Raw genomic sequence first — 14,635 nt, 5'->3', positions numbered from 1 at the left:
GGCTCCCTAACGAATTCGACGGAGATTTTACCGATTTCGAGCCCAAACGGATGTTCTGGGCCGGTTCTGAGCAAAATCTCCGTCGAATTCGTTCGGCCGGGGGCCGGCGCAGGAATGCCGGGGAGCTCAACCGGGGAGCTCAACTGGGGAGCTCACGCCGACGGGCTCAACCGCCGCTACCCGCTAGAAGTTCGGCAGGAACTCCTGCCAGACCGCCCGCCGCTCTCCTCGCGGATCCGGTTCGATGCGACCGACCTCGTCTCAGAGTCAGCCGGTCGGTTTCCGAGTAGGTCGGCCAGGTGTCGTCGGGCCGCCTTGTGCAGGCGAAGCGAAGCCAGTGCAGGCGCATCCGATCGCCCGCGTTGATGAAGAGTTCCCGCCCGCCGAGCAGGGTCATGGCCCGGGCCGTGGGGCCGTCGACGTGGTCGAACAGGGCGAACAGCTCGATTCCGTGTGTGGCGCTGATGCCCAGCGTGTGCTTAAGCCGCGGGACCAGGTCGAACCGGTACGTATAGACCGGCGCGACCCGGGAGTGGAAGTCACCGATCTGCAGGCCCGGATACCAGAACACGAAATCCCCGCCGCAGTCCGACGACGACTGTTTCGCCGGCAGGCTCGCGTAGACGGAGCGCATCGCGTCGTGCGGGCTCACCGGGGCGTGGTCGAAGATGGCCGCGATACGCGTCGGCGACTTCGGCAGGATGTCCACCCGGCCCCGGAACAGCGACCCCTCCCGCTCTTTGGTGCCGATGATCAGCGGCACCCGGTGCGCGGTCCCGTGACGGAAGGCGTCGAGCGGCCGCTCGGGCAGGAAATCCACGTCGATCACCGGGATCAGGCAGAAGGTGCCCGGGCTGGCATCCGGCGTGCGCGCCTGCAGCGCCACGGCCGCCTGGGTCAGGTCGGCTACCGCGGCGGTGGTCAGCGTGGATAAAGACCATCACCGGGCGGCCCAGCCGTCTACGCGACGCCGACGCCGGCCGAAGCACGTTGACACTCAGGCACTCCTCACTGGCCGCGGGGCCCGGAACCGCAGCTCGCCCACGGGTGGCGCAGCGTAGGGGATGCCGCGCCAGGCCGAATGCCATTGTCGTCCACGCCGCGCACGATCCCGCCGGTGACCCGCACCTGCAAGCGGCTCCGCGGGCAGGCCGACGCCACCTCGCGCGGGGTCGCGGTCATGGTGTCCTCACTTCGGGCGCGTCGACGCCGCTATCGGTACTCCGGGTTCGGCTGGAATCCGAACCGCTCGCCCTCGTCCCACTCCGCGCGGAGGTTCCCGTAGGCGGGGATGCCGCCGTTTGCCTTCAGCATTGCGGCCAGGTGCATCAGGTTCCAGGTCATAAAGGTCACGTTGCGGTTCGTGAAGTCACTGTCCGGCCCCCCGGAACCCGGGTCCAGGTAGCTCGGGCCCGGACCGATCGCGCCGATCCAGCCGACGTCGGCCGCCGGCGGAATCGTGAAGCCGATGTGCTGCAAGCTATAGAGCACGTTCGACGCGCAGTGCTTCACGCCGTCCTCGTTGCCGGTGATGACGGCCCCGCCCACCTTGCCGTAGTAGACGTACTGACCCTTGTCGTTCAGCTCCCCCGACATGGCATAGAGCCGTTCGATCACGCGCTTGGTGACCGAGCCGTTGTCGCCGAGCCAGATCGGTCCGCCGATCACGACGATGTCGGAGGCGCGCACCTTGTCGAACAGGGCGGGCCAGGCATCCGTCGCCCAGCCGTGTTCGGTCATGTCGGGGTAGACGCCCGAGGCGATGTCGTGGTCGATGGCCCGGATATTCTCGACGTGGACGCCCTGCTCGTGCATCAGGTTGATGCTGAGGTTCATCAGGCCCTGTGTGTGGCTGATTTCGGGGCTTCGTTTGAGGGTGCAATTGATGAATAGGGCCCGAAGGCCGGCGTATTCGAAGGATGCCTGGGTGTTGCGGATCGCGGTCATGGCGTCAGTTTTGCACCTGCCCCAGACCTCGTCTAGGGCCACACCGGGGCCCGCGCCCTCCGGATCGGGCCTTCGATCGGGCCGCGAGTCGGGTTAACTGGGAGAGTGATTTCCAAAGAGCATCGGGTGTTGATCGTGGCCATTCTGGCGTCGTTCGTGGCGTTCCTGGACGGCTCCATCGTCACGGTCGCGCTGCCGGCGATTTCTCGGGAATTCGGCGGCGGTCTGGTGCTGCAACAATGGGCGGTCGACGGCTACCTGCTGTCATTGGGCGCCCTGATCCTCGTGGCCGGGTCACTCTCGGACACGTTCGGCCGGGTGCGGGTGCTCCGAATCGGACTGGTCTGGTTCGGGATCACCTCGCTGGCGTGCGCGGTCGCACCCTGGGGGAGTGCGCTCGTGCTGGCCCGAGTGCTGCAGGGCGTGGCGGCGGCTCTGCTCGTGCCGAGCTCCCTGGCGCTCATCACCTCGACGTTCTCGGGGGCGGCGCAGGCTCGAGCGATCGGGGCCTGGACCGGCTGGACGGGCATCGCGGGCATCATGGGTCCGGTGCTCGGCGGCATCCTGGTGGACACGCTCAGCTGGCGCCTGATCTTCGGGCTCAACGTGATCCCCATCATGGTTACCCTGGTGCTGCTGGCCGGCCTGGACGAGCCGGTGCGCACCCGTCCGGCGGCCCCCATCGACGCGTGGGGCGCCGGCCTGGCCGCGCTCGGGCTGGGCGGTCCGGTCTTCGCCCTGATCGAGCAGGGGCGGCTGGGCTGGGCCAGCCCGGTCGTGTTCGTGCCGCTTGTCGTCGGGCTGCTGGCCTTCGCGGGGTTCCTCTGGTGGGAGGCGCGCGCGCCGCATCCGATGATGCCCCTGAGCCTGTTCAAGATCCGCAATTTCGGCGTCGGTAACATCGCTACGGTCGGTTTCTACGCCGCCCTCGGCCTCGGTTTCTTCGTGTTCACGCTCTATCTGCAGCAGGTCGGCGGCTTCTCGGCGACCGTAACCGGTTTCGCCGGCATCCCGGCGACCGCCATGCTCCTGCTCTTCGCGACCCTGTTCGGCACCCTGGCCGGCCGCTACGGACCGCGCGCGTTTATGACCGTGGGCCCGATGGTGGCAGGAGCCGGATTCCTGCTGCTACTCGGGGCGGTGCCGCCGATCGCGCTCTGGTCGCAGGTCGTGCCGGCCGTCGTCGTGATCGGCCTCGGCCTGGCCATCACCGTGGCGCCGCTCACTTCCGCGGTCCTCGGCTCCATCCGGCCCGAGCAGGCAGGCATCGGCTCGGCCATCAACAACGCCGTCGCCCGGGTGGCCGGTCTAGTCGCGGTGGCTCTGGCCGGCACGATCATCGGGACTACGCTCGACGTTCCGGGATTCCAGCGCGTGATGGTCGTCGTCGCGGGCTTGATGTTCGCCGGCGGGCTCGCCTCCTGGCTCGGAATCCGCACCTCGGGTCCGGTTCTCGCGCCGGAGCACCCCGAATAACTGCTATAGTTTTCAAGTTGTCAGAGAGTACTTAGCTCTGGGCAGCCTGCGCTCGTAGCTCAACGGATAGAGCATCTGACTACGGATCAGAAGGTTGGGGGTTCGAATCCCTTCGGGCGCACATCTGGACCCCCGCAATCAGCAGATTGCGGGGGTTTCCTGTTTGTCCGAAATGCACGGGCGTCGGCACCCGAAAAAACGCGGTCTCTCGCAGCGATAGAGTGAGAAAGTGCTCACCCGCCTGGTTCAGATCTCCCGACCGGTGCTCTGGGTCAACACCATCGGAACCACCGTCATCGCCATGTGGCTGGTCGGGGATTTGTGGCGGTGGGAGATTGTTCCGCTGCTCCTCTGGGTGACGCTGCCGTTCAACCTGCTGATCTACGGTGTGAACGACATTTTCGACCAGGAAACGGATGCCCGGAACGCCCGCAAGGGTGGCCTCGAGGGGGCCCGCATCCTCAGCTCGGAAACCCGCGCCATCGTGCTCGGAGTCGTGCTGACCAACGCGCCTTTCGTGGCGTATTTCCTCGCTACGTTGCCGGCGGCGGCGCTCGCCTGGATCGCCGCGTACATGGTGATCTTCATCTTCTACTCGGCACCCCCGCTGCGTTTCAAAGCCCGGCGCTACCTCGACTCGCTCAGTAATGCCGCCTACGCTTTCCCGCTGGTCTTCGTGCCTCTCGCCCTCGGCGAGTCACCGGTCTGGGCGGCGGCGATCGGACTCATGGCGTGGAGTGTGGCCAAGCACACCTACGACGCGGTGCAGGACATCGACGAGGATCGTGCAGCCGGAATTCAAACCACTGCCGTTCATCTCGGCGCGCGCGGCTCCGTGGTGTGGAGCGGCGCGTGGTGGGCCCTGTCCACCGCGGGTTTCGCGCTGATCAACTGGCCGGTCGCCGTGGTGAATGCGCTCATCGCCGGCTGGTTGGTGGGGTCGCTGGGGCGCAGCCCCACGCCGATGACGGCCCGCCGAATGTACCGCTACTCGATCGCGTTCCCCTACGTCGCAGGTTCCGTCGCCGGGGCCCAGCTCGTGGCAGTTTTTTTGCTCAAGGAGCTCCTATGACACGATCCCGCAGGAAGACGAACCTGACCCCGCAGCGCATCGTCGTGCTCGGCGCGGGAGTCGGCGGGCTCACGGCCGCCGCGCTGCTGGCCCGCGCCGGCCATTCGGTGACGGTGCTGGAGGGCTCCGACTGGATCGGCGGAAAGAGCCGACGACTCGAAATCGACGGGCAGCACGTGGACACCGGACCGGCGCTGGTCACCTTCCCTCTGGTCTGGGAGGAGCTGCTGGCCCGCTACGACGCGCTCGGCGCCCGCCGCTCTGTTCCCGCCGAAGCCGCCGCGGTGGCCGCGGTGACGTTGCGGAGACTGCCTGAGGTGGGCCGGTACTTCTACCGGGGAGCGGACGCCGTCCTGCCGGTGCCCGCCGGTCACCCGTGGCACGCGGCCTGGACCCGGTTCGAAAAAGAACACGGTGGCCTGGGGCCTCAACTCACGAGCATGCTGACCGCCGACCCGGCCGATCCGGCATCGCTGCCGGCCGTACGCAACGTGTTTCGGCTCTACGGCACCCGCCTGACCACGCGCAGCTTTCTCGACGGCCTGAGCTGGATGCCCGAAGGCCTGCGTGAGGTCATCGCCATCCACACCCTCAATGCCGGTGTCTCTCCCCGGCGGACCCTCGCACTGTATGCGAGCATGCCGGCGATCATGGCCAGGGACGGCGTGTGGGTTCCCGAGGGCGGTGTGAACGAGCTGCCGCTCGCATTGCACCGGCTCGCGTTGAACGCCGGCGCGGTCGTGCGCATTAGCGAGCCCGTCACAGCCGTGTCGAAAGGGCTCGTGACCACGGCGACGACGACGCATCCGGCCGACGTGATCGTGAGCGGGCTCGACCGTGGGGTGCTCGACGGGCTGCTCGGCGTGCCGCCGGTCCGGCCACGGAAGCTGTCCTGCTCCGGCGTGGCCATCTATGCCGTGCTTGAGACCTCGTTGCCGGAGGGCACCGCCACGCATTCCGTGGTGTTGCCCGACGACCCGGCCGCCCTGCACCGCAGTCTCGATGCCGGGGCTGTGCCCGAGCAGACGATGGCCTTCCTGAACTATTACCGGCCGCACGAGGTCTATGCCAACGACCGGGCCACCGTGGCGGTGCTTCTCACCGCGCCCGCTGACGGCCGCCGCTATGACCTCGACAGCCCGTGGGTGGCGCGTGAGGTCGCGCGGGTCAGCGCCGCCGTGGGCCTGGACCGGCCGATCAGCGAGCTGTTCCGTGATCACGTCGTGCTTGATCCGCGGTACTTCGCTGGCTGGGGCTCCACCGGTGGTGCGCTCTACGGCGCCACCAACCCGCTCTGGCAGAGCGGGCCGTTCCACCGCCCCGGGTACACCAGCCGGGCACGCCCGTGGCTGTGGCGGGTGGGGGCATCGGTGCACCCCGGCGGCGGTATACCGGCCGTGCTCGGCGGCGCCATGACAGCGACCCACAAGCTGATCGGCCGCCTCGACGCCCGCTGACCGAGGAGTGACGGCCGCCGGATCAGCGAACGGCCAGGTCCGGCCGAGGCAGATGCGCCGACTCGGGGCGCACATTGGCGCGATCACAGCCGAAGCAGGTCAGCACGTAGACGGGGAGGGCGCGGTGTGCGGCGTGCACCGGGTCCGGCGTCAGGCGAGCTGTCGAGTGGCAAAAAGGACACGTGATTGTCATGGCTGAAGCTTCTGATCTTGTACCCGCCACGATCTGCAACGCGTGTTTCGAAGTTGACTCGGGTGATGTGGGCGCAGTACCCCCTTGACCTGGCCGGATGCGTGTGCCGTACCCTCCGGCATCCTGTGCTAGCGAGGTTCGATGTGCTCGATCATGAAGTCCGTGCCGGGGAACAGGATGCTCTCATGCCCTTCGCTGAACCGCACGAGGTAGGGAGGTTCGCCGTCAAGCCCGCGAACCTCCACGATCTCATCGTGCCGGTCCGGTGCTTCTACCGTCTTTCCTCGGAGGACGACCCGGTCTCCCTGTGCTGCATGCATGGGAATTACCTCCTCGCGGATCACCGTACGCCCGCTCGCGCCCCCTGCACAGGGCAGCGAGAGGCGGCGCGCCGGGTTCCGTCAAGGCGGCGCAACCTGGGCGGTGCAGGTCAGTCCGCGCCATGCAGGCGATCGCAGAGGGCGGTGAGTTGCAGGAGCTCGTCGGTGCCGAGCGTGTCGCCGATGCGGTCGGTGATGGTGCCCATGTGCTGGACAGCGACCCGGCGGAACAGGTCGAAGCCGGCATCCGTCAGTTCGATCAGGGCGCCGCGGCCGTCAGTAGGGTCGGTGTGCTTCCGCACATAGCCCCGTGCGGCCAGTCGGTCGACCAGACGGCTCACGCTCGGCTGGGTCAACAGCACCTGCCGATTCAAATCGCGGAGCCGCAGGCGCCGCCCGGCGGCCCGGGACAGGTTGAACATTACGTCGTACTCGTTGAACGAGATGTCATGAGCCGGAAAATCGGCGGCCAGGCTGCGCATAATGGCAACCTGGGCACGAAACAGTGATTCCCAGGCGGCCACGGCCACGGCTCGATCGGTCACGCTGCCTCCACATATCCTTGATCTCCAAGAATAGGGACTCGGCATCGGGACGCCTCCCCCACTCGTGGGGATTTGAACAAAAAAAGAATGACGAACAAGTGGCGCTTCGTTACGCGTTCGTTATATATTCGAAGTGCGTCAACCGTTTGCTGTGGCGGAAGACGCGAAATGTGATTGCAGGACACTCTTGGTGCAAGGGAAGAGGGCCGGTCGTAGCTACTACGACCGGCCCTCTGTCACGCCATCGCCGTCGAATTGTTTTGCAGCGTCGCTCCCGGAAGGCGAGAACCGACCGCAATTTGTGGATGTTGTTCATCCCGGGCGGAGCGCCGTGCCCGGTGTTGGACCAATTCGACGGAGATTCTGGTCTGAAACTGCTTTTCGGAGTATTGCGGGGACGATTTGGGCAGAATCTCCGTCGAATTCGTTCGAGGAGAGTCGCTGTAAGGCCCCAAAAACCCCAATCGGCGAACCCTCATCGCCCACGGCGGCGGGACTCACACAGCGGGAAGCTAGAAGACGTCCGGGCTCGGCGTGCTCGATTGGCGGATCGACACGTCGGCGTGCCGGTCGAAGCGGTAGCCGACCCCGCGCACGGTGCGCACGATGTCTTCGTAGCGACCGAGCTTGGCGCGCAGGCGACGCACGTGCACGTCGATGGTGCGCTCATTCGGCGCGTCTTCCTCGTCGGAGGCGTTCCACAGCTTGGCGATCAGTTCGGCACGCTCGATGGTGCGGCCTTCGCGGAGCACCAGGTACTGCAGCAGCTCGAATTCCTTGTAGGTGAGCGCCGCGGTCTCGCCGTCGAGGATGACTCGCTTACGGGAGATGTCCACCACGACGCCGCCGAGTGCGCGGTCGGGGTCGTCTGTCACAGTGCGGTGCCGGGCCAGCGCAGTCGGGTCCTGCAGGGCGAGGCGCACGACGTCGACGTCGCGTCCACCGGCTCCGGCGGGCGCCAGTGCGACGGCGGCATGAGTCTCCGCGGTCGGCGCGATGGTTCCGGTGAGGGCTTTGAGCGCCTCGACGATGCGGCTGAGGCTGGTCCCGGCCGCGGCGGCCGTGGCCTCGTCGATGCCGACGTAGAAAACGAAGCCGCGGGCCTGAGTGCCCTCGGGCACGGCGCGGATGCGGGGTGCGGCGGGCGTCGGAACGGCCTGGCGTTCGAGGCGTGCGGCCTGGGCCGAGCGGGCGGTGTCAATGTGGGCAAGCGACATGAGAGTAATCCTTGGCTGGGGTACTGCAGGTGAACCCGACGCTGAGGAGCTGTTCCGGGTTCGAAAAAGTGCGGCCGGTGAGGCCTGGAGGGAGCGAGAGGGGCTCCGGAGTTCAACCAGCCGGCCGCGTGAAGTCAGCGGGGCGGGAACTCGGCGAGGTGTTCGCTGCTTAGCGGGACATTCGGCAACACGCACAGCAGCTGCCGGGCATCACCATGCCGGCAGTCCCGGGGGCCTCGAAGGAGGTCTGGGGGCGTGCGCTCGTTGTCATAGTTGCGAGTAAAGCCCACTGTTACGGCGTGTGTCAATTCTGCAACCAAGGATGACGCCGTGTGACACGCATCACGTTCGGTGGCTCCGCGGCGGATCGGAGAATCCACCGCGGATCGCGAAAGCATGAAAGTTTCCATGATTAAATTTAATTTCATCAAAGATTCTTGAATATGCCGGGTACTGGCGCCCGGCATGTCGCAGGACCTGCGGTGTCCGCCGCCCGACGGAATTGGTGCTCGCTAGAGCTAGACCAAACCGTAGAGGCGGTCGCCGGCGTCACCGAGGCCGGGAACGATGTATCCGTGCTCGTCAAGCTTGTCGTCGACGGCACCGAGAACGATGGTCACTTCGCGGCCCTCGAGGGCCTTCTCGACCGCGGCTAGCCCCTCAGGCGCGGCGAGGATGCAGATGGCCGTGACATCGACGGCGCCGCGGTCGAAGAGGAACTGGATGGCTGCGATCAGCGAACCGCCCGTGGCCAGCATCGGGTCGAGCACGAAGCACTGGCGGTCGGAGAGGTCGTCGGGCAGGCGCTCCGCGTAGGTGGCGGGCTGAAGGGTCTCCTCGTTGCGGGCCATGCCGAGGAAGCCGACCTCTGCCGTCGGTAGCAGTTTGACCATGCCCTCGAGCATGCCCAGACCGGCGCGGAGGATCGGCACGACGAGCGGCTTGGGGTCGCTGATCTGCACGCCGCGGGCCTCGGAGACCGGGGTCTGCACGGTCACGTCTTCGACTCGCACGCCGCGGGTCCCCTCATAGGCGAGGAGGGTCATCAGCTCTTCGACAAGTGACCGGAAGATCGGCGACGGCGTGTTCTTGTCTCGGAGTACCGTGAGTTTGTGGGTGATCAGGGGGTGGTCGGCTACGTGGACTCGCATAGGCTCAATCTACTAGTCGGGGAGGGGAACGTAGATGGGCGAGGTCGATCGCCGGCACAGCGAATGGATGCGGCTCGCGCTCTGCGAGGCCCGCGCTGCCCTCGAAACGGGGGATGTGCCCGTCGGTGCGGTGGTGCTGGACCCGTCCGGCCGTGTGATCGGCCGCGGACGCAACGAGCGCGAAGCGCTGCAGGATCCCACCGGCCACGCCGAGATCGTCGCCATCCGTCACGCTGCCGCGTCCCTGGGGGACTGGCACCTGACCGGCTGCACCCTGGTGGTGACGTTGGAGCCCTGCGTGATGTGCGCGGGCGCGATCCTGGCCGCACGGGTGCCGGTCGTGGTTTTCGGCGCGTGGGACGAGAAGGCCGGCGCCTCCGGATCGGTCTACGACGTGCTGCGTGACCGCCGGCTCAATCACCGCGCTGAGGTCTACGCCGAGGTCGACGCTGACGAATGCGGGGAACTGCTCAGGGCGTTCTTCGCGGACCCAGACCGTCGAGCCATTCGCTGAACATGGACCGGGAAGCGTTCTGCATACCGCTGGAGTAACGTTCGCGTTCGCGGCGCAGGTCGCCCACGTCGAAGCCCTCGGCGGCCACCTCCGCCTCCGAGGCCGCCAGCCACACCTCGTGCATCTCCTCGGTGACCTCCGGGTGGAACTGCACGGCCAGCGCCCAGTCTCCGATCCCGAAGGCCTCATTGCCGTACTGGGGGGACCCGGCGAGCCGTGTCACCCCGTCGGGCAGGTCGAACGTGTCGCTGTGCCACTGGAAGACGGGTACGCCGCTGACGTGCCGCAGCGGGGAGGTCGCCCCGGCCTTCGTGGGCTCCACGGAACGGTAGCCGATCTCGTTCGTCGGCCCGCGGTAGACGCGGGAGCCCAGGGCGTTCGCCATCAGCTGCGCACCCAGGCACACGCCGAAGACGGGCAGAGAGGCGCCGAGCCGCTGCGTGAGCAGGTCGATCTCGGCGTGCAGCGCGGGGAACTCGTCGGCCTCGTAGACCCCCATCTCGCCGCCGAGAACGACCAGCAGGTCGGCTTCCCGCGGGTCGAGGGCGCGCACATCCTCCTTGAGCGTGTCGACGTAGCGAATGGAGTAACCGTGCTCCCGCAGCACCGGTTCGAGGTTGCCGAGGTGGATCGTGTCATCGTGGCGCAGGACGACCGCGGTGCGGGTCACTCGCTGCCTTTGATGACGATGGTGTCGGTGGGCGGCGTGCGGCGGTTGGGGTCGAAGAACAGGTCCGGCTCGAGGTAGATGACGCGGGCCGCCGGCACGGCCTCGCGGATGCGGGTTTCGACGGTGTTGATGCCCGCTGCCACATCGGAGAAATGGCTGTCGGCCTCGAAGGCGATCCTGGCGGCGACGAGCAGTTCGTCCGGGCCGAGGTAAAGGGTCTTGAGGTGGATGATCTTGCGCGTCTCCGGACCGGCCAGGATGGCACGCTCGATGGCCGCGGCATCCGTTTTACCGGCGCCTTCGCCGACGAGGAGGCTCTTGGTCTCTACGCCGAGGACCACGGCGACCAGGACGAGCAGTACGCCGATGAACAGGGTGCCGATGGCGTCCCAGACGGGCTCGCCGGTGATGATGGTGAGGCCGACGGCGAGGAAGGCGAAGACCAGGCCGGCGAGAGCGGCGATGTCTTCGAGCAGCACGACGGGCAAGTCGGGCGCCTTCGCGTGCCGCACGAACTGCACCCAGCTTTGGTTGCCGCGCACGAGGTTCGATTCCTGGATGGCGGTGCGAAGTGAGAAGGACTTGAGGCCCATGGCGACCAGCAGCACCACGATGGGCAGCCACGGCACGTCGAGCGGGTGCGGGTCCTGCAGCTTCCGCACACCCTCGTAAAGGGAGAAGACGCCGCCGACGGAGAACAGGATGATCGACACCACGAACGCGTAGACGTAGCGTTCCCGGCCGTAGCCGAATGGATGCTCCTTGTCGGCTTCCTGCTTGGCCTTGCGACCGCCGACGAGCAGAAGCACCTGATTTCCGGAGTCGGCCAGGGAGTGCACGCCCTCGGCGAGCATCGAGGAGGAACCGGAGAATGCCCAGGCCACGAATTTCGTGATCGCGATCCCCAGATTGGCGAGGAGTGCCGCCACGATTGCTTTGTTCCCGCCAGAAGTGCTCATGGGGCAATCCTAGAATGCACACCAGACGGACCCGGCACAGGGGGCGAAAGTAGACTCGTCGGATGACTTCGACTGCAACCACCACACTGCCCGCCATCGCGTTCCTCGGCGCCGGATCGATGGCGAGGGCCGTTCTGACCGGGCTGCTGAACCCGAATGTGACCGTTCTGGGCGGCATCCGGGCAACCAACCGCTCCACGGCGAAGGCCGACGAACTCGCAGGAATCCCCGGCGTCACCGCCTGGGCCACCGCCGACGAGCCCACGGCCAACCGCAAGGCCGTCGCCGGCGCGCGCATCGTGATCGTCGCCGTGAAGCCCGTCATGGTCCTCGACCTGCTGGCCGAGATCGCCGACAGTCTCGAACCGGGCACGCTCGTCATCAGTGTCGCCGCCGGCGTCACCATTGCCACGTTCGAGGCGTCGCTGCCCGAATCCGTGTCGGTCATCCGCTCGATGCCGAACACGCCGGCCCTCGTCGGCAAGGCCGTCACCGGGCTGAGCGCCGGCACGCGGTCCAGCGACACCGATCTCGAGCTCGCGAGGTCCCTCTTCGGCACCGTCGGCGACGTCCTGGTCGTGCCGGAGGAGAAGCTCGATGCCCTCAGCACCATCTCCGGGTCAGGTCCGGCCTACGTTTTCTACCTGATCGAGCAGCTCACCGCCACGGCGATCGCCAAGGGTTTCACCCCGGAGGAGGCCGCGGTCATGGTGAACGGCACCTTCCTCGGTGCGACGAGCCTGCTGGTGGCATCCGACCTGTCCCCGACGGAACTGCGCCGCCAGGTCACAAGCCCGAGCGGCACCACCGAGCGTGCCGTGTGGGAGCTGGAAAAGGGCGGGATCAAGGACCTGTTCGACCGGGCGACGGATGCCGCACTCGCCCGGGCCCGCGAACTCGCCGGCCACTAGAACTCCAGGCCACGAGAACTCCAGGCCCCTAGAACTCCAGCGACGCGAACCGCTCGATGTCGGACTCGGTGCCGGAGACGATGATCAGGTCCTGGTCGGTGATGACCGTCTTCTCGGTGGCGTAGGTGAAGGGGCGGTCGGGGCTCTTCACGCCGACCACGGTGACGTTGTACTTGCGGCGCAGCCCGGATTCGGTCAGGTTCAGGCCCCGGATCGGCTTGGGCGGGATCATCTTGACCAGGGCGAAGTCGTCGTCGAATTCGATGAAGTCGAGCAGGCGTCCGGAGACGAGGTGCGCCAGGCGTTCGCCTGCCTGTGCCTCCGGGAAGACGACGTGGTTCACCCCGATGCGCTCGAGGATCGTGCCGTGCGACTTGGAGATCGCTTTCGCCCAGATCTGCGGGATCCCGAGGTCGACCAGATTCGCCGCAATCAGCACACTGGCCTCGACGGACGAGCCGACGGCGCAGACGGCGATCGAGAATTGCTGCGCGCCGATCTGGCGGAGCGCTTCCAGGGAGGTGGCGTCGGCCTGCACCGCGTGCGTGACGCGTTCGGACCACTTCTGCACGAGGACCGCGCTGTCGTCGACGGCGAGCACATCCCGTCCGAGCCGGTCGAGTTGCCCCGCGGTGGCCGCGCCGAACCGGCCGAGGCCGATCACGAGCACCGGTGCGTCGTGTTTGAAGCGGTCAGCCAACGATGGGTCTCTCTTCCGGACGGGAGAACAACTGCCTGCTCTGGCTCGCGGCGAGGGCAGCCGCGAGGGTCACTGTACCAATCCTGCCCATGAACATGGTTGCCGCCAGCACATACACTCCGGCCGGAGGCAGTTCGCCGGTCAGGCCCGTCGACAGGCCGCAGGTGGCGAACGCGGAGATCACATCGAAGAGCACCTGGTCGAACGGCGCCTTGGAGATCTGCAGGATCAGGATGCTGGACACGGCAACCGTCGTGGCGCCCCACAGCACCACGCTGACCGCGAGCCTCAGGATGTCGCTGGGGATCCGGCGGCCGAACGCTTCCATCTGGCTTCGTCCGCTGGCCTCGGCGAAGGCGGCGAGGAAGAGGATGGCCAGGGTCGTCACCTTGATGCCGCCGGCGGTCGACGCGGAGCCGCCGCCGATGAACATCAGCATGTCTGTGGCGAGCAGGCTCGCCCCCTGCAGGTCGCTGATGTCGATGGTCGCGAAGCCCCCGGACCGGGTCATCATCGACAGGAAGAGCGACTGGAAGATCGTGTCGCCCACGTTCAGCGACCCGAACGTCTTCGGGTTGTCGAACTCGAGCGCGATGTACACGGCAACGCCGGCCACGAGCAGCACCACGGTCGTGAAGAGGGTCAGTTTCACGTGCAGCGACCAGCGTCTGGGGCTATGCCAGCCCCGGGCGAGGGCGTAGATCACCGGGAAACCCAGGCTGCCGAGGAAGGCGCCCACCATCAAGGCGCTGAGGAACCAGTAGTCGCTGGCGAACGGGGCCAAAGCTCCGACGTTGGGGGAGAAGCCGCTGTTGGTGAACGCCATGGCCGCGTAGTACACGCTCTGCCAGAGCGCCTCGCCGACAGGTGTCCCGACCGCGAGGATACGCGGAAAGAGCAGGATAGCCACGACCAGCTCGATTACGAAGGCGCTGATCGCGACCGTCACGAGCAGGTTGCCGACCTCGCCCAGGCGAACGGCCTGTCCTTCATTGACCGGTCCGGCATGGATGCGGGAGGGGTTTGTGTCACTGGCGGCCATCAGCCGGGCGCGCAGGCCCAGGCGCCGGGAAATGACCATTCCCATCAGGGAGGCGAGGGTCAGCACGCCGACCCCGCCGATATTGACGCCGACCACCACCAGGACATTGCCGAAGGCCGACCAGTGCGTGGCCATGTCCACCGTCGCTAGGCCGGTCACGCAGATCACGGACACCGCGGTGAAGAGGGCGTCGTGCAGCGGGGTGACGATGCGGTCTGCCGTGGCGATGGGCAAAGAGAATAGGAGGGTGAACACCAGGACCAGCGCGGTGAAAACGAGGATGGCGAATCGGGACGGCGAGCTGCGGACCAGACCGTCCACTGAGTCTCGCAACCAGGCGTACCAACTGGTGGGACGCGGTGCGAAGGCGGAATCCGCCATCCGTGTCTGCACTGAAACCTCCGACTTGCTCGCGACGAACGGCCGTCGACATGGTATCCCCCACCGGGAATGAGTAGCCT

Annotated in this window: 15 protein-coding genes and 1 tRNA gene; 6 read left to right on the top strand and 10 right to left on the bottom strand. The window is 66.9% G+C overall.

The genetic code is table 11. From position 1 onward, the window contains the following. Positions 1–166 precede the first annotated feature (166 nt). Both E3O47_RS12870 and E3O47_RS12855 read right to left on the bottom strand, forming a co-directional pair. A complete protein-coding gene (locus E3O47_RS12870; protein WP_166785395.1) occupies positions 167–886 on the bottom strand; it encodes a carboxylesterase family protein in 720 nt (239 codons plus the stop codon). 326 nt (positions 887–1,212) lie between these two features. Beyond that, positions 1,213–1,947 carry a flavodoxin family protein gene (locus tag E3O47_RS12855; RefSeq protein ID WP_104099160.1) on the bottom strand — a complete coding sequence of 245 codons (735 nt, stop codon included), beginning with the start codon at positions 1,945–1,947 and terminating at the stop codon, positions 1,213–1,215. A 105-nt stretch (positions 1,948–2,052) separates the two neighbouring features. Here E3O47_RS12855 and E3O47_RS12850 point away from each other — a divergent pair, with 105 nt between their 5' ends. From E3O47_RS12850 to E3O47_RS12835, 4 genes are all read left to right on the top strand, one after another. Further along, positions 2,053–3,423, top strand: coding sequence for an MFS transporter (locus E3O47_RS12850; protein ID WP_134400994.1), 1,371 nt, complete (start codon positions 2,053–2,055; stop codon positions 3,421–3,423). Positions 3,424–3,471: 48 nt separating this feature from the next. Further along, positions 3,472–3,544, top strand: a tRNA-Arg gene (locus E3O47_RS12845). Between the two features lie 108 nt (positions 3,545–3,652). After that, positions 3,653–4,495 carry a UbiA family prenyltransferase gene (locus E3O47_RS12840; protein ID WP_134420782.1) on the top strand — a complete coding sequence of 281 codons (843 nt, stop codon included), beginning with the start codon at positions 3,653–3,655 and terminating at the stop codon, positions 4,493–4,495. After that, positions 4,492–5,952 carry an NAD(P)/FAD-dependent oxidoreductase gene (locus E3O47_RS12835; protein WP_134400995.1) on the top strand — a complete coding sequence of 487 codons (1,461 nt, stop codon included), beginning with the start codon at positions 4,492–4,494 and terminating at the stop codon, positions 5,950–5,952. The genes E3O47_RS12840 and E3O47_RS12835 overlap by 4 nt, the downstream gene beginning before the upstream one ends. Positions 5,953–6,273: 321 nt before the next feature. Here the strand turns inward: E3O47_RS12835 and E3O47_RS12830 are convergent, their stop codons facing one another. From E3O47_RS12830 to upp, 4 genes are all read right to left on the bottom strand, one after another. Next, entirely contained in the window at positions 6,274–6,465 is a 192-nt protein-coding gene (locus E3O47_RS12830; RefSeq protein WP_134342553.1) for a DUF1918 domain-containing protein, read from the bottom strand. 110 nt (positions 6,466–6,575) lie between these two features. After that, positions 6,576–7,010, bottom strand: coding sequence for a MarR family transcriptional regulator (locus E3O47_RS12825; RefSeq protein WP_241977358.1), 435 nt, complete (start codon positions 7,008–7,010; stop codon positions 6,576–6,578). Positions 7,011–7,522: 512 nt separating this feature from the next. Next, on the bottom strand, positions 7,523–8,227 hold the full coding sequence (locus tag E3O47_RS12820) for a winged helix-turn-helix domain-containing protein (protein WP_104100676.1): 705 nt from the start codon (positions 8,225–8,227) through the stop codon (positions 7,523–7,525). Between the two features lie 518 nt (positions 8,228–8,745). Continuing rightward, complete coding sequence (upp, locus tag E3O47_RS12815) at positions 8,746–9,378, bottom strand: uracil phosphoribosyltransferase (protein WP_104100677.1); 633 nt, start codon at positions 9,376–9,378, stop codon at positions 8,746–8,748. 34 nt (positions 9,379–9,412) lie between these two features. Between upp and tadA the strand changes: the two genes are divergently transcribed. Next, complete coding sequence (gene tadA, locus E3O47_RS12810; protein ID WP_104100678.1) at positions 9,413–9,892, top strand: tRNA adenosine(34) deaminase TadA; 480 nt, start codon at positions 9,413–9,415, stop codon at positions 9,890–9,892. Here the strand turns inward: tadA and E3O47_RS12805 are convergent. Further along, on the bottom strand, positions 9,849–10,562 hold the full coding sequence (locus E3O47_RS12805) for a glutamine amidotransferase (RefSeq protein WP_104100679.1): 714 nt from the start codon (positions 10,560–10,562) through the stop codon (positions 9,849–9,851). The two genes, tadA and E3O47_RS12805, sit on opposite strands and share 44 nt — an antisense overlap. Then, positions 10,559–11,521 (bottom strand): cation diffusion facilitator family transporter, encoded by a 963-nt coding sequence (locus E3O47_RS12800; RefSeq protein WP_134420780.1) that lies wholly within the window; start codon positions 11,519–11,521, stop codon positions 10,559–10,561. The genes E3O47_RS12805 and E3O47_RS12800 overlap by 4 nt, the downstream gene beginning before the upstream one ends. Positions 11,522–11,583: 62 nt before the next feature. On the opposite strand from E3O47_RS12800, the gene proC reads away from it, so the two are divergent. Beyond that, entirely contained in the window at positions 11,584–12,432 is an 849-nt protein-coding gene (gene proC, locus E3O47_RS12795; RefSeq protein ID WP_104100681.1) for a pyrroline-5-carboxylate reductase, read from the top strand. Between the two features lie 28 nt (positions 12,433–12,460). On the opposite strand, the gene E3O47_RS12790 is transcribed toward proC, so the two are convergent. Together E3O47_RS12790 and E3O47_RS12785 are read right to left on the bottom strand one after the other, a co-directional pair. Continuing rightward, on the bottom strand, positions 12,461–13,132 hold the full coding sequence (locus E3O47_RS12790; RefSeq protein ID WP_134375427.1) for a TrkA family potassium uptake protein: 672 nt from the start codon (positions 13,130–13,132) through the stop codon (positions 12,461–12,463). Beyond that, positions 13,125–14,555, bottom strand: coding sequence for a potassium transporter TrkG (locus tag E3O47_RS12785; protein ID WP_134420778.1), 1,431 nt, complete (start codon positions 14,553–14,555; stop codon positions 13,125–13,127). The genes E3O47_RS12790 and E3O47_RS12785 overlap by 8 nt, the downstream gene beginning before the upstream one ends. Positions 14,556–14,635 lie beyond the last annotated feature (80 nt).

It is taken from the genome of Cryobacterium sp. TMT2-17-1 (assembly GCF_004402765.1).
Classification (GTDB): domain Bacteria; phylum Actinomycetota; class Actinomycetes; order Actinomycetales; family Microbacteriaceae; genus Cryobacterium; species Cryobacterium sandaracinum.
This window is presented reverse-complemented; position numbering and strand designations above follow the sequence as displayed.

What these genes read in the sequence shown, in the direction of transcription:
- E3O47_RS12855 (WP_104099160.1), bottom strand. Translation starts at nt 1,947, where the DNA reads ATGACCGCGATCCGCAACACCCAGGCATCCTTCGAATACGCCGGCCTT.
- E3O47_RS12820 (WP_104100676.1), bottom strand. Translation starts at nt 8,227, where the DNA reads ATGTCGCTTGCCCACATTGACACCGCCCGCTCGGCCCAGGCCGCACGC.
- E3O47_RS12830 (WP_134342553.1), bottom strand. Translation starts at nt 6,465, where the DNA reads ATGCATGCAGCACAGGGAGACCGGGTCGTCCTCCGAGGAAAGACGGTA.
- proC (WP_104100681.1), top strand. Translation starts at nt 11,584, where the DNA reads ATGACTTCGACTGCAACCACCACACTGCCCGCCATCGCGTTCCTCGGC.
- E3O47_RS12835 (WP_134400995.1), top strand. Translation starts at nt 4,492, where the DNA reads ATGACACGATCCCGCAGGAAGACGAACCTGACCCCGCAGCGCATCGTC.
- E3O47_RS12800 (WP_134420780.1), bottom strand. Translation starts at nt 11,521, where the DNA reads ATGAGCACTTCTGGCGGGAACAAAGCAATCGTGGCGGCACTCCTCGCC.
- upp (WP_104100677.1), bottom strand. Translation starts at nt 9,378, where the DNA reads ATGCGAGTCCACGTAGCCGACCACCCCCTGATCACCCACAAACTCACG.
- tadA (WP_104100678.1), top strand. Translation starts at nt 9,413, where the DNA reads ATGGGCGAGGTCGATCGCCGGCACAGCGAATGGATGCGGCTCGCGCTC.
- E3O47_RS12785 (WP_134420778.1), bottom strand. Translation starts at nt 14,555, where the DNA reads ATGGCGGATTCCGCCTTCGCACCGCGTCCCACCAGTTGGTACGCCTGG.